10 protein-coding genes and 1 pseudogene are annotated in these 11,689 nt (G+C 71.0%); 7 read left to right on the top strand and 4 right to left on the bottom strand.

Annotated features, from left to right (window positions below; all coding sequences use genetic code 11):
• A pseudogene (locus QH470_RS12250) lies at positions 1-320 on the top strand (cytochrome ubiquinol oxidase subunit I); the annotation flags it as partial.
• Positions 321-421: 101 nt separating this feature from the next.
• On the opposite strand, the gene QH470_RS12245 reads toward QH470_RS12250, so the two are convergent.
• The 3 genes from QH470_RS12245 to QH470_RS12235 form a co-directional block, all read right to left on the bottom strand.
• Positions 422-1,429: an MsnO8 family LLM class oxidoreductase gene (locus QH470_RS12245; protein ID WP_280272447.1), complete on the bottom strand. Its 1,008-nt coding sequence runs from the start codon at positions 1,427-1,429 to the stop codon at positions 422-424.
• A gap of 43 nt (positions 1,430-1,472) precedes the next feature.
• A complete protein-coding gene (locus QH470_RS12240) occupies positions 1,473-1,910 on the bottom strand; it encodes a nuclear transport factor 2 family protein (protein WP_280272446.1) in 438 nt (145 codons plus the stop codon).
• An 89-nt stretch (positions 1,911-1,999) separates the two neighbouring features.
• Positions 2,000-2,548, bottom strand: a complete 549-nt coding sequence (locus QH470_RS12235) for a TerD family protein (protein ID WP_280272445.1) — start codon at positions 2,546-2,548, stop codon at positions 2,000-2,002.
• A 181-nt stretch (positions 2,549-2,729) separates the two neighbouring features.
• Here QH470_RS12235 and QH470_RS12230 point away from each other — a divergent pair, with 181 nt between their 5' ends.
• Genes QH470_RS12230 through QH470_RS12205 form a run of 6 tightly spaced genes read left to right on the top strand, consistent with a single transcriptional unit; the run spans position 2,730 to position 10,131 of the window.
• Positions 2,730-3,533, top strand: a complete 804-nt coding sequence (locus QH470_RS12230) for an FHA domain-containing protein (RefSeq protein ID WP_280272444.1) — start codon at positions 2,730-2,732, stop codon at positions 3,531-3,533.
• Complete coding sequence (locus tag QH470_RS12225) at positions 3,533-4,642, top strand: serine/threonine-protein kinase (protein ID WP_280272443.1); 1,110 nt, start codon at positions 3,533-3,535, stop codon at positions 4,640-4,642. The genes QH470_RS12230 and QH470_RS12225 overlap by 1 nt, the downstream gene beginning before the upstream one ends.
• On the top strand, positions 4,639-6,222 hold the full coding sequence (locus QH470_RS12220) for a hypothetical protein (protein ID WP_280272442.1): 1,584 nt from the start codon (positions 4,639-4,641) through the stop codon (positions 6,220-6,222). Before QH470_RS12225 ends, QH470_RS12220 begins: the two co-directional genes overlap by 4 nt.
• Entirely contained in the window at positions 6,219-6,737 is a 519-nt protein-coding gene (locus tag QH470_RS12215) for a hypothetical protein (protein ID WP_280272441.1), read from the top strand. Before QH470_RS12220 ends, QH470_RS12215 begins: the two co-directional genes overlap by 4 nt.
• Positions 6,734-9,241 (top strand): Hsp70 family protein, encoded by a 2,508-nt coding sequence (locus tag QH470_RS12210; protein ID WP_280272440.1) that lies wholly within the window; start codon positions 6,734-6,736, stop codon positions 9,239-9,241. Before QH470_RS12215 ends, QH470_RS12210 begins: the two co-directional genes overlap by 4 nt.
• Positions 9,238-10,131, top strand: a complete 894-nt coding sequence (locus tag QH470_RS12205) for an OmpA family protein (protein WP_280272439.1) — start codon at positions 9,238-9,240, stop codon at positions 10,129-10,131. The genes QH470_RS12210 and QH470_RS12205 overlap by 4 nt, the downstream gene beginning before the upstream one ends.
• Positions 10,132-10,138: 7 nt before the next feature.
• Here QH470_RS12205 and QH470_RS12200 read toward each other — a convergent pair.
• Positions 10,139-11,689: serine/threonine-protein kinase (locus QH470_RS12200; RefSeq protein WP_280272438.1), on the bottom strand; the 1,551-nt coding region annotated here is incomplete at its 5' end.

Raw genomic sequence — 11,689 nt, 5'->3', positions numbered from 1 at the left:
TGAACACGATTTCGACCATCGGCGCCTTCATCCTGGGCGCTTCGACGTTGCCGTTCATCTGGAACGTCTTCAAGAGTTACCGGTACGGCGAGGTGGTCACGGTCGATGATCCGTGGGGTTACGGTAGTTCGCTGGAGTGGGCGACGACCTGTCCGCCGCCGCGGCACAATTTCTACGAGTTGCCGCGTATCCGGTCCGAGCGTCCGGCGTTCGAGTTGCATTATCCGCACATGATCGAGCGGATGCGCGCCGAGGCGCACGTAGGATTTCGGCGCAACGCGCACGGCGACGTCCGCGATCACCCGGTCGTACCGAGTTAGTATCCGGTCGGACCGGTGCACGGGCGGAAATAGGCTCAACACTGGTTCGTGCCCTCGAGGCGACCAAGGCTCTGTGCCCCTGAGCGGGGCACAGAGCTTTTTTATGCGGGGATTTTCGCGAGCCCGGCCAGTCGTGCCAGCCGCCGATGCGATTCCAGCCGGGCCGCGCGGTCGTAGGTGCTGGTGTGGACGAGTATCTCGTCGGCGCCGGTGCGTTCGAGCAGCCGCTCGAGTCCGGCCGCGACGGTCTCCTCGGTGCCCGCCAGCTGCCCTCGCATCGATTCGTCGAAGAGGCGTCGTTCGCGTTCGGTCATCGTCGCCGGATCGATGGCCTCGGGCGGCAGCAGTGCGGGGAATTCACCGCGGGTGCGGGAATACGCTGCCGACCACGCCTCCGGCATCAGCAGCCGCCGCGCTTGCTCGGCGGAATCGGCGACGACCACCGAGCCGGACACGATCACCACGGGCCCCGCACCCCACGCAGTGGGCCGGAAGTCCGTGCGGTACTGCTCGATCGAGCGCACCATCGCGTCCTCGCCGTGCGCGGCCGCGATGACCAGCGGCAGCCCGAACCGCGCCGCCCGCTCGGCGCCGGAACCGATCGCGAGCAGGAATGCCGGGACCCGCAACCCCTCGGCAGGCCAGGCGTGCACCCCGTCCCGGCCGCCGGTGAAGTAGTCCAGCAGCTCGGTGAGCTGGGCATCGAAGTCGTCGGCGGCCTCCCGGTCGTGTCCGAGCGCCCGGCGGATGCCCCCGGTGAAGCCGACCGATCGGCCCAGGCCCATGTCGATCCGGCCCGGGAACAGCGACTCCAGCACCCCGAACTGCTCGGCGACCACGAGCGGTTGATGGTTGGGCAGCATCACGCCGCCGGTGCCCACCCGGATCCGATCGGTGGCCGCGGCGACGGCGGCGGCCAGCACGGTCGGCGCGGACCCGGCCACGCCCGGCACGCTGTGATGTTCCGACACCCAGAACCGGTGATAACCCCATCGCTCGGCGAGCTGCGCGAATTCGACCGTGTCCCGCAGCGCCGCCGGATGGGTCTGACCCTGCCGGACGCGGGAGCGGTCCAGGATCGAGAACCGTACCGAGTGCAACGATGTCATAGTCGTGACAACGCACGCGGACGCCGCTGATTCCGCCGCCGGTTCAGCCCGCGGACGGCGCGACGAACAGGTAACTCTTCTCTTCCTCGCGGCGCGCGATGCGCCAGTGACCGTCGACCCGCTCGAAGGTGTCGAGGTACCACAGGCCGCACAGCATCAGGCTCTGCTTGCCCGTGTGGTCCGCGACGACCATCGGGTTGTGGCACATGGTCCGGCCGGTGGCCCGGTCGCCGTCGACGGTGATCGATGAGTTACTGATGAGATGCTGGAATGCCAGGAAGTTCGGCATCGTCTGCGCGAGAAAGGTTTTGGTCTCCGCCAGGTCGCCTTTCGGTCCGCCCATCGCGGTGTAGTCGATCTCCGCGTCCGCGGTGAAGATCTCGTCGAGCAGCTCCCACTGCCGCGTATCGACCGCGTGCGAGTACCGGACCATGAGATCCTCGATCTCCAGCCGGTCCGAAATCTGTTGTAGCGACCACATCTTCGCCTCCTTCCGGTGCCGCGCACCGGCAACCATGTCACCAGGACTCGGCGGCGGGCGGGGCGGAAACCGGCGAATCGGCGGCGCGCTCAGCCCAGATACCGGCTCAGCAGCGGCACCGCGTCGGCCGGGTGCCGCGCCGAGATACCCTCGACGACCTGCCGGAACCGCCACTCGGCGGGCCCGCGTTCCAGCACGCCCGCCACCAGTCCGGTGTGCGGACCGCGCGGCAGGTTGTAGCGGGCGACCTCCGCACCGGAGTCGGCGTCGAACAGTCGGAAGAAGGCTCTGTCGATGTCCTCGAAGGTCTGATCGGTGTAGCAGGTGATCAGGAGGACCACCGCGTCGACCTCGCCCGGCAGCAGCGTGAAGTCGACCGTGAGCACCTCGTCGTCGCCGCGGCCCACGCCGGTGACGTTGTCGCCGTGCAGGCGGACGGCGCCGTCGGCCGAGTCGAAGTGCTCGTGATAGACGACCTCCAGCAACCGATCGCCGTCGAACAGCAGTGCGGCGGCGTTGAGATCGATCGGCCGCCGGCGCGCCCCGAACCAGCGACGGCCCAGCGCCGGGGCCCAGCCCAGCGCCATGGCGACGTAGTCCAGCGGCGTGCCGCCGTCGTCGTGCAGCGGAACGAGCACCGTGTCTCCCCTTCCTCCGGGCGACTCCGAAACCAGCGGACCGCCAACCGATTCGCGGCTCACCCTAACCACATCTCGCGCGCCCGGCGGCGGCTGCGACACATTTCCGGGACCGGTCCCGGCGATCGCTGTCAGGATCGGTGCGACGGCAACTCGGCAACGGAGAGGCAGGGTGATTCGGATGTGCCGCACGTTGGAACCCGTAGGCGGACAGCGGTTGCCCGCCTCGCACGACAGCCTCGCCCGAGGCGTGTCGGCACCGGTGGCGGGGACGGTGTCGGCGCTGTCGCTCGTCGGCGGGGTCAGTTTCGGCCCGAAGGAGGGGCGCAAGGTCGTTTTCGGACGCAACCGGCCGCTGGTGCATGTGTGTGTCGGCGAGAACGATCTGCGGATCAGCCGTCACCAGGGCACCCTGGTGTGCGGCAACGGCCGGTGGTGGGTGCGCAACCTGGGCGCCCAGCCGATCCGGGTCGCCGAATCGTGCCTGCTGTTCCGCGACGAGGACCCGGTGGCGTTGGAGCCCGGCTACACGCCGCTGTTCATTCGCGGTTCGGAGCGGCGGGAGCATCTGCTGGAGATCTTCGTCAGCAATGCCGAACTGCGCGAGCCCGGTCCCCGGCACCGGCACGTGACCAGCCCGGCGGTGTCCTACGACCTCACCGATGCCGAACGCCTGGCGCTGGTCGTACTGGGCCAGCGGTACCTGCGTCACGAAGCGCGCCCGCAGCCGTGGACGTGGGACGCGACTGCGCGACTACTCGCCTACCTCGAGCCGGACGCGGGCTGGAAGCGCCGCCGGGTGGAAGACCTCGTCCTCGGTGTCCGCCTGCGCCTGTGCGGCCTCGGCGTATCCGGGCTGACCGCCGACGAGGTGCCGCAGCCGATCGGAAACATGCTGAACCACAACCTGATTCAGGAATTGATGCTGTCCGGCACCCTCGTCCCGCGCGATCTGGCCCTGATCGATTTCGGTGGCGAGGGCTGATGCGCCTGCTGCGGGAGGGGCAGCGCATCGGCGGCACCTACGAGGTCGAGCGGTTTCTCGGCGAGGGCGCGTTCGCCGAGGTGTACCGCGTGCGCCACCGCATCCTCGGACGGCAGGCGATGAAGGTCTTCAAGCGCACCGGCACCGCGGCGGAGAACGAGGACATGCTCGGCGAGGCCATCATGCTGTCGCAGATGGGGCACCCCAACATCATCCGGGTGTTCGACGCCAACACGGTGACCACCGCACGCGGCGAATGTGGTTATTTCACCATGGAATACATCGCGGGCGGCAACCTGCAGAGCTTCTGGACTTCGCACCGCGAGCGGTTCGTGCCGGTGGCCGATTCGGTGCGGATCCTGCAGCAGATCTCGGAGGGGCTGGCCGTCGCGCATTCGGCACAGCCGCCCATCATCCATCGCGACCTCACGCCACAGAACATCCTGGTCGGCTACGACCCGGCCGGATTGCGCGCCCGCATCAGCGATTTCGGGCTGGCGAAGCGGATCAACCCGCTCACGCTGCTGGCGAGTACGCGAGGCACGCTGGCGTTCAAATCGCCGGAGTCGCTGCTGGACCCGAACGGGGATTCCCGGGCCGGGGACGTGTGGGCCATCGGGACCATCGCCTATCTACTGCTCACCGACACCCTGCCCTACGACGACGGCGCACACGACGACGGCCGTGCCGCAGCGTTTTTCGGCACGCAGCGACGGCGCCCGCCGCGTCCGCCGCACGAGCTGAACGCCGAGGTGGACGAGGAACTGGACCGGATCGTGCTGGCGGCGCTGGACCCCGACGCGACCGCACGCACTCCCGACGCCGGCGCGCTGGCCATGCAGTTCGAGAGCCGGCGGGACCGCGCAGGCGGTGGCTCCGAGGCGGCGCGTCTGTCCCAGCACACTTCGAAGACGGTGCTCGGGAATCGTTCCCCGGCGGACGAACGGCATGCGGAGCGGCTGGCAGAGCGCGCCCTGACCCTGGCCCGGCAGGCCGCGACCCTGCCCGAGGCCGCCGATGTGATGGAAGAGGCGTTCGGCCGGTCGCCCCGTTTGCGTGAAGCGTACGAGGGTCGGCTTCGCCTGTGGCGCAAAGGAGTTGTGACGTGAGTACCGCGGCGCCCGGCCGGGACGGCACGGCGGAGACGGACCTGGCGCGGCGCGCCGACGATCTGGACCGGATCCTTCGCCCGCTCACCGGCACGGGGATGTATCGCAATAACGCTTTCCGGGTGACCGGCGTGCCCACGACCGCCTCGCCGACCGTAATCCGCCGCCGCCGTGCGGAGTTGACGCTGTCGGAGCGGCTGGGCGTGCCGTACCAGGCGACCGGTGACCTACCGCCGGACCCGGCGCCCGACGTGGACGCGGTGAAGATGGCGTTCGAGACGCTGCGGGATCCGGTGGCGCGCCTGATCCACGAAATGCTCTGGCTGTGGCAGACCGACGCCGAGCACGACGCCGCGGTGCGCGCGCATTGCGCTGTGCTGGAAGAATATTCACCCACCGACCACAGTGCCGAGGATTTCGAGAACGACCCCCGGGCGCAGCGCTGGGCCGACGCCCTGCGGCGGTGGTCCGGCGTGCTCGAGGCGGAGCGGACCTGGGAGCGGGCCCGCGAGCGCGTCGGTGAGATCGACGACCCCCGGTTGACGACCGGCGTGGTCCGCCGCCTGCGGGAGCGGCTGCCGCGGCACCTGATCGACGTCAGCGTCGCCTTGGCCGTCGAGGTGGTCGAGTCGGTGGGTCCCGCCGCCGCGGACTGGCATCTGCGCCTGCTCGACGAGTCGCCCCTGGACGACGGCCTGATCGACGCGGCGCTGCGGGGCGCCACGCGGCCGCTGGAGGCCCGGATCGCGGCCGCGTGCGCGACGGCCGAGCATGCCGCGGCGGCGGACGGCGAGGACTCCGCGGCGGCTGGGTGGACCCTGGTCGAGCGTGCCACGCCCGCGCTGGCCGTGACGGCGGCACTGCTCGGCGACGACGATCCGGTCAGCGAGGCGGCCTCCGATCAGGTGGCGCGGACCCTGAACCGCTGTGCGACAACGCATCTACGGTCGACGTCGGATACCGCGGCCGCGCTGGCGCTGCTGACGCGGGCGGGCGAGATGGCCCGGCTGGCCACCACGATCGAGCTGGTCGGCAGCAACCGCGACGTGGTCGCCGCCGAGTCCGTCACCGGGAGTGTCGCGGACCTGATCACGCTGGGCCGGGTCAACAGCGCCGCGGACCGGCTGCGCGCCTGGCGCCGCCGCACCGCGGACCCGGCGGTGCGCCGACAACTCGACGCGGTGCTGGCCGAGCCCCGAGCCATCGTCGCGCCGCCGCCCCGAGGCGGCCTGTTCGAGGGATTTTGGTTCATCGGCTTTTCGTTCGTGATGGGCAGCCGGGCACTCGCGGCGGACGGCACCTTCGTCACCACGCACTATGCCGCGCCGTGCTTCGTGCCGATCCCGATGGCCTCCTACCTGCGCGACGAGACCTACTACTACGGCAAGGTTCCGCTGACGGTCCGCGCCCGGATCTGGCGGCTGGTCGTGCTGCTCGGGCTGGTGACGCTGCTCGTGCGGCCGTACGAGGGAGCGACCGAACTGCGCAACTTCCTGGTGGTACTGGCGCTGGCCGGACTGCTGTGGGCTTGGCGGGCGTACCGGCTGCACCGTTTCGCAACCGAACAGGTGGGCCGATGACGCGAAAGACCATGTGGCTCTCGGACATTCGACGAATCGTCCGGCAACACCGCTTTCCGGCGGAGTTCCGCATCCCGGCGCCCGACCGATATTCGGTCCGGCCGGGTGACCAGCTCGAGACGCTGCCGATGCCCGTCGTGACCGATCCGGAGCCGGCCCCGGCGGTCGTCGCCGGATTGGACGATGCCGTGATCGCCGATGTCGCGACGGGCGTGTGGCGGGTGCTGAAGAGGTTCGCGGCGGACAGCGAGGCGGCCAAGGCGCAGCGGCTGGCCACCCGGAACCTGACCGCTGTCGCCGAACGCCTGGCCGACGCACAGGTCCGCATCCAGGATCACGACGGCGCGGTCTTCGACCCCGGGCTGTCGCTGCGGGTCATGGCCTACGAGGCGCGCGCCGGAATAGATCGCGAACTCGTCGTGGAGACCGTGCGGCCGTCGGTCTACCGGTCGGGGCGCTGCATCCAGACCGGCCAGGTGATCGTGGGAATGCCCGAGAAAGGACAACCAGCATGACGCGCGAGACCATCGATTTCGGGATAGACCTGGGCACCACGAACAGTGCCATCGCGGTTGTCGACGCCGACAGCGCACGCGTGATCCGCAACAACGACCAGGGCGAGTACACGCCGTCGGCGGTGTATGTGAACCGCATGAAACACGTGCGGGTGGGCGCGGTGGCCAAGGAGCGGGTAGACGCGGATCCCGACAACGCGTGCGCCGAATTCAAGTTGCAGATGGGAATGCGCGGCGCGCACAAGCACTTTCGCGCCGCGGACCTGAGCATGAGCCCGGCGGATCTGTCCGCGGAGATACTGAAATCGCTGCGGGACGACGTCCGGCAGGCCCTGGGCGAGGACATCGACGCCGCGGTCATCACCGTCCCGGCCGCCTTCGAACTCGACCAGTGCGACGCGACGCGCACCGCCGCCGCGCAGGCCGGGCTCGAGTTCGCGCCGCTCATCCAGGAGCCGAGCGCGGCGGCGTGGGCCTACAGCGCGCACGGACCGGTCGAGCGCGGCTTCTGGCTGGTCTACGACTTCGGCGGCGGCACCTTCGACGCGGCCGTCATCCGGGTCGCCGACGGCGAGTTCAGCACGATCAACCACGCGGGGGACAACTTTCTCGGCGGCAAGCTGATCGACTGGGCGGTCGTGGAGGAGCTGCTGATCCCGGCGGCCCGCGGCGCCCTGGGGATTCCGGAGCTGGCGCGCGGAAACCGGCGCTACGCCGGCACCGTCGCCAAACTGAAGGCCGCGGCCGAGACCGCGAAGATTCAGCTGTCGCGCGCCGCCTCCGTCTCCGGTGAGGTGCTGCTCGACGGCGCGGACGGCGCGGTCGTCGAATTCCCCTACGAGATCACCCGCGCGGACCTGGAACGGCTCGCCATGCCGTTCTACCGGCGCTCGATCGCCCTGTGCCGCAAGGCGCTCGCCGAATCCGAGCTCGCGACCGGCGAGATCGACCGGGTGCTGCTGGTCGGCGGCGCGACGCTGGCGCCGACCCTGCGGCAGCTGCTGGCCGATCCTGGCGAGGGGCTGGGGCTGCCGCTGGACCACAGCCTGGACCCGGTCACCGTCGTGGCCCGGGGCGCGGCGCTGTTCGCGGGCACTCAGCGGGTGCCGCCGCGGTCCCGGCCGACCCGGGGCGGGCAGGTGGTGATCGACATGGCGCATCAGCCGGTCGGTTCCGATCCCGATCCGCTCGTCGGCGGGCGGGTCGCGGCCGCGGAGGATCGCGATTGGACCGGCGCCACCATAGAATTCGTCAATCCCGACGGCGAACCCGCGTGGCACAGCGGGAAGATTCCGCTCACCGCCGACGGCACCTTCACCGCGCGGCTGCACGCCGAGGAGAAGACCACCAATCGGTATGTGGTGGAGGTACGCGACGCCCGCGGCACGCCTCTGGACTGCGATCCGGAGCGGATCACGTACAAGCACACCACGTTGGTGGGCACGCCGCCCACGCTGAGCCATTCGGTCGGTATCGGGCTGGACGACAACGAGGTCTTGTGGCTGGCGCGCAAGGGCACCGAGCTGCCCGCCAAGACGCGCGAGGTCCTGCGGTCGACTGTCACCGTGCGGCGCGATGAGCGCACCGGCCTGATCCGGGTGCCCATCGTGGAAGGCGAGCGCCCCCGGGCGGATCTCAATACGCTGGTCGGCGCGCTGGATATCACCCCGAGCCAGATCGTCCGCGATGTGCCCGCGGGCAGCGAGGTGGAGGTGCAGCTGCGGATCGACGCCAGCTTCGTGCCGCGCGCGGACGCCTACGTGCCGATCCTCGACGAGGAGTTCCCCATCACCGTCGAACTCGGCCGCACCACCTCGACCGATGCCGACGAATTGCGCCATGCCGCAGACGATCTGGAGGCGGGCCTGCACGATCTGGAGCGACGAGCCGGGCAGCTGGGGTCCCGGGGCGCCCGGGCGGCCGGGTTGATCGACGCCTTCGCGCGGGAGGGCGCGCTGGACGATGTCCGGCGGCAGGCCGCCGCGGCCGCGGTCGACCCGGACGCTGCGCGCGAATGCCAGAACCGGCTGCGCGACGCCCAGGTCGCCGTCGCGGATATCGAAGCGGCGCTGCGCTTTCCGGAACTCGTCGAGGAGGCGAACGGGCTGCTCGACTCCGTGCGCGAGCCGATCTTGAACTGGGGCAGTCCGGCGCGCCGGACCGCGCTGCGCGAGGCCGAGCGGTCCATCCGACATGCGGTGACGGCCGAGGACGACACCGTGCTGTGCCGCCAGATCGACGTCGTGCGTGAGGTTTTCGCGGAGGTGCTGCGCGATTCGGGCCGGTTGGAGGCGGTGATCTTCGGCGCCCGCGAGCAGGAACTCGGCGAGCATCCGGACCCGGCGGTGCAGGATTCGCTCCGCAGAGGCCGGGCCGCGCTGGCGCGCGGGGACAACCTCGAGCTGCGCCAGGTTCTCACGCAACTCGACAAGCTGGCGCCCGACGAGACCGGTGCGCATGCCGGCGGCGGGGCGTTCGGCAGCACCGTGGGACGGCGCTGGTGACCGCCGCGACCGCGCAGGCCGCGCGACTGGCCGGTGCGGGACACTACGACGAGGCCGAACAGATGTTGCACGAGGCCGGTGGACGAGAGGGCGCGGACCCGGACGTGCTCGACCTGCTGGCCCGAATCCATGCGCAGCGTGGGGAATTCGCCGACGCGGACGACTGCTGGGCGCGAGCGCAGCAGGCGGGTGGGGACGCTGCCGCGGCGCGGGCGGGCCGTCGGCGGCTGGCCGCGCTCCAGGCGCGCCGGGCGCGGAAGCATCCCGTCCGGGCGGGGCTGGCGCTGGCGGCGGCCGCGGCGATCGGGGCGGGCGGTATCGCGGCGATCCAGCACTATCCGGTGCGCGGCGCGGAGCTGTCGGCCCGGCTCGACGTGCTGCGCGGCGAGCAGCAGCGGCTGTCGGGGGAGGTGGGCGCGGTCGCCGACCGGTTCGACCGCGCGGTGGCCGACCGTGACGCGACATTGCGGGACCTGGTGGCGGCGCTGACCACCGAGCCGGCGTTGCGCCCCTACCCGAGCGCGGACGCCCTCACCGTCACGTTCCCCGGCGGAATGTTTTCTGTAGGAACGGAATTGGCGGGCAACGGAGAGACGGCGCTGGACCGTTTCGCCTCGGTGCTGCCCGCGTTCGCCGACCGGGTGACGGTGACGGTCACCGGTCATACCGAGGCCGCGACCGTCTCGCCCACCCTCGGATACATCGACGCTGCCGAACTCGGTCTCGCCCGTGCCCGCGCCGTCGCCGCGCATCTTGCCGTCGCCACCGGCCTGCCCTTGTCGATGTTTCTCCTGGCCAGCGCGGGCGCCACCGCGCCACCGTTCCCCGACGGCATGGACGCGGGGCCGCAAGCGAATCGGACGGTGACCATCACACTCCGGCCCCGGTGACCGCGCCTCACCGAGTCAGGTTGATCGCGACGGTGGTCGCCAGCTCGGTGACGGTGGCACAGCGTTGTTCGGGCGGCGCGGGCGTTCCGGCATACCTGATCACGACGACCTCGGCGTGGTCGCCGCCCGACGGCCCCCGGAAGCGGCGGTACTCGATCTGCACGGTGCAGTCGTTGCGGTCCGAGCGGCGGAAGGCGGGTAGGCCCGCGAGCAGCAGCGGCTGCCCGGCCGCCGCCGTCTTCGGCGCGTCGCGGTCGTAGCGCAGCGTCACATGGCCGTCGATGGTGCTGTCCCACCGGCACGACCAGTCGCCGAATCCGGCGGCGGGGTGAACGGCGTCGATGCCCGGCACCTTGGCGAGCATCGATCCGTCCACCAGGCCGCACGCCTCGTGCCGCGCCAGCGAATCCGCTCCGAAGGGCCCCGGCCGCCGCGGTATCGGGCCGTGCCACAGGATGTTTCGCGCGCCGACGACCACGGCGTCGGCCAGCGCGCACGGGTCCGGCCCGTCGGGCACCAGGCGCTCACCGGTGATCTCGATATTGCCGCCACCCGAAAGCATCAGGGTCCGAATGCATCTGGTGCCGCTCGGCGGTTCGGCGGCGATCGTGATGTTCCCGGCGCGCGTGAACGCGATCTGCGAGGTCTGCTCGGGCGCGTCGGCCGAGAGTCTCAGCCGGACATGGCCGGTGTCGGGGTGAAAATCCTCGCCCCACTGCCGAACCCGCAGATCGCAGGTGTCGAAGTTGGCCTCGTCGGTGGTCAGATCGATCCGCCCGTACGGCGCAAGCGTGGCCGGGTCGAGCAGCGCGCAGGGGTCGGCGGTGCGCGGGTCGCCGATCGAATTGTCCGCCGCGGCGACGGGCATCATCGCACCGGCCGTGACGATCGATGCCACCGCGACGAATTCCGCTGTCGCCGTGGTGATCCGTCGGAGCAGCACGCGATTCCAGCCGCGCGCGGGGCGTTCGACGCGCGCGAACCGGGTCGACGCGGCCGCGGCGGTCGGACGGTGCTGCGGGCTCGGCTGCAACTGCTGGTCCAGCACCGCCTCGAGCGGGCCGGGATGGCGGCGGTGCGCGGTGACGGCCCGCAGCGACGCGGCCAGCGCGAAGACGTCCGCCTTGGGGCCGGGCGGCGCGCCGCGCTCGACCTCGGGCGCCAGATACTGCCACTTGCCCCGTGCCGCATCGATTTTCGGGCTCTCGCCGGTGGGCGCGTCGCGCAGGTCCAGGGAACTGCCGAAGTCGGTCAGCAGGGCGTCGCCCGCGTCGGTGACGATGATGTTCTCGGGGGAGACGTCGCAGTGCAGGATGCCGTTCTCGTGGCAGTGGGCCAGCGCGCCGGCGATCTGCTCGCCGATGGCCGCGGCCGTCGGCGCGTCGAGTTTCCGTTCCCGGCGGGCGATCTCGGCCAGCGAACGCCCCGGCACGTACTCCATGACCAGCCAGTGCACCCCGGCGTGCACGAGGATGTAGGGGACGCCCCCGATGTGGGGGTGTGGCCGCCGGGGCGCGGTGCGCGCGGCGGGGCGCCGGCCCACGGCGCAGCCCCCCGC

This window comes from Nocardia wallacei, assembly GCF_029868745.1.
GTDB classification, from domain to species: Bacteria; Actinomycetota; Actinomycetes; order Mycobacteriales; family Mycobacteriaceae; genus Nocardia; species Nocardia wallacei_B.
The sequence above is the reverse complement of the archived record's forward strand: the minus strand, read 5'-3'. Positions and strand labels throughout refer to the sequence as shown.

Excerpts from the sequence above, each read along its gene's own strand:
- QH470_RS12230 (WP_280272444.1), top strand. The coding sequence starts at position 2,730 with ATGTGCCGCACGTTGGAACCCGTAGGCGGACAGCGGTTGCCCGCCTCG.
- QH470_RS12210 (WP_280272440.1), top strand. The coding sequence starts at position 6,734 with ATGACGCGCGAGACCATCGATTTCGGGATAGACCTGGGCACCACGAAC.
- QH470_RS12240 (WP_280272446.1), bottom strand. The coding sequence starts at position 1,910 with ATGTGGTCGCTACAACAGATTTCGGACCGGCTGGAGATCGAGGATCTC.
- QH470_RS12245 (WP_280272447.1), bottom strand. The coding sequence starts at position 1,429 with ATGACATCGTTGCACTCGGTACGGTTCTCGATCCTGGACCGCTCCCGC.
- QH470_RS12225 (WP_280272443.1), top strand. The coding sequence starts at position 3,533 with ATGCGCCTGCTGCGGGAGGGGCAGCGCATCGGCGGCACCTACGAGGTC.
- QH470_RS12215 (WP_280272441.1), top strand. The coding sequence starts at position 6,219 with ATGACGCGAAAGACCATGTGGCTCTCGGACATTCGACGAATCGTCCGG.